Raw genomic sequence first — 1,625 nt, 5'->3', positions numbered from 1 at the left:
GTGCTGTTCGAGCTGGCCATGCAGCGCCCGCTCACCCCCGATGCCTTCGAAAAGCTGCGCGCCGTGCCGCGCGGCTTTGGCCGCAGCTCGGCCGCCGCCGAGATCATGGAATTGCTCAAGGCGGTCGAAGCCCTGCCCAAATCGGCCCTGCCCGTCATGCCCGAGCGCTATCGCGGCCCCTCGCCCAAGGGCGCCGTCGGCGATCTCATTCGCGTGCTGCTCAAATCGGTTTCCGAGCAGCATGGCGTGGCCGCCCGCATTGTCGCCACCTCCGACGACATCGACGCTCTTGTGCTTGACGACGAGGCCGACGTACCCGCCCTGAAGGGCTGGCGCCGCAAGCTCTTCGGCGAAAAGGCGCTGGACATCAAGCATGGCCGCATCGGCCTGGCCGCCACCGGCAAGGGCGTGGTGGAATTTGCCATTCCCGGCCGCGAAGCGGCGGAATAGGAAGAATTTCTTATCGGGCTGGAAGCGGCCCTTGGGGTTAAACGACGCGCACCGCAGAAAGCTTGAAGCCGGCGACGCCCGCCATTTGCTCCAGCCGTCCGCGCAGATGCTCGCCATCGAGAAAGGCCAGGTCCGCCGGCAGCATCAGCATCAGCCGGTTGTCAGCCACCTCGAAGCGGGTGCGCGCCAGGATGCCCGGCATGGCTGCCGTCATCGGATAGGCGACGCGGAACAGCGCTCCCACCAGCCGCGCCCTGGCGGTGATTTCGGGCGAGCCCAGCTCGGCCAGCGGCATCACCACCTTGTTCTTGAGCCCGTCATAGCGCACCGCCATCACCTGCGCCAAAAACGCCCGGCCGGGATGGTCTATCCCGCTGAGCGAGCCATAGGCCACCGAATCGACGCTCTGCGCGCCGCGATAATCGGGATGCACCCGCCAGCTGATGTCGGAAATCAGGCATGAAACCACGCGCAGCCGCTTTTCGGCAGCGCTTTCGGCCAGCCCGGTCGCCGCGAAGAACTGGGTGGTGAACGCCACGAGGTCATGCACATGCGCCGGCGAGCGCGAGCGCAGCACCGAAAGCTCCTCGGCCCCCTGCATCAGCGGGTCGATGGCCTGCTCGCGGGGGTCTAGCATACCGTAAAGATACCCCTCGCGCACGCCCAGCGCCGAAAACGCCACCGTGCCGAAATTGCCCGCCTTCAACGCCTCGGCCAGCACGGCGGCGCCGAACGGCACCAGCTCGCGCCGCGAGGTGCTCACCGCATCGGCATGCTTGTAGCCCTTGAGGCCGGGCGCGGCCACCAGATCGGCGCAGAAGCGGATCATGTCCTTGGCCGGCACCACATAGTGCTGCACCATATGCAGGGGATAGCCGCGCACCACCTGGTGCAGCTTGGCCAGCGAGCGCCAGGTGCCGCCCACGGCGATGAAAGCCCCGCCCGGCACCGCCTGGATCAGCTCCGACCCGGCCAGCCGCTCGCGCACGATCGCGGCGGCGCGCTCGGGCGAGCCCTCGCTGTCGTCCTGCAAGCGGATGACGCCGGTCTCGAACGATTCCCCGCCGGTCTGGTCGCTGGCGCTGGCGCGGAACAGCTCCATGCTCCCCCCGCCCAGGTCGCCGACTACGCCGGAAAAATCCAATACGCCCGCCGCCGCGCCCAGCGCCGCGTCA

1 protein-coding gene and 1 pseudogene are annotated in these 1,625 nt (G+C 68.2%); one reads left to right on the top strand and one right to left on the bottom strand.

Annotated elements, in window-relative coordinates; all coding sequences use genetic code 11:
- Positions 1–450, top strand: a pseudogene (locus VDP82_RS17915) (ribonuclease D); the annotation flags it as partial.
- A 37-nt stretch (positions 451–487) separates the two neighbouring features.
- Here the strand turns inward: VDP82_RS17915 and VDP82_RS17910 are convergent.
- The coding region (locus VDP82_RS17910) for an exopolyphosphatase (protein WP_323016170.1) at positions 488–1,625 on the bottom strand (1,138 nt) is incomplete at its 5' end.

Source organism: Devosia sp. (genome assembly GCF_034675085.1).
Classification (GTDB): domain Bacteria; phylum Pseudomonadota; class Alphaproteobacteria; order Rhizobiales; family Devosiaceae; genus Devosia.
The sequence above is the reverse complement of the archived record's forward strand: the minus strand, read 5'-3'. Positions and strand labels throughout refer to the sequence as shown.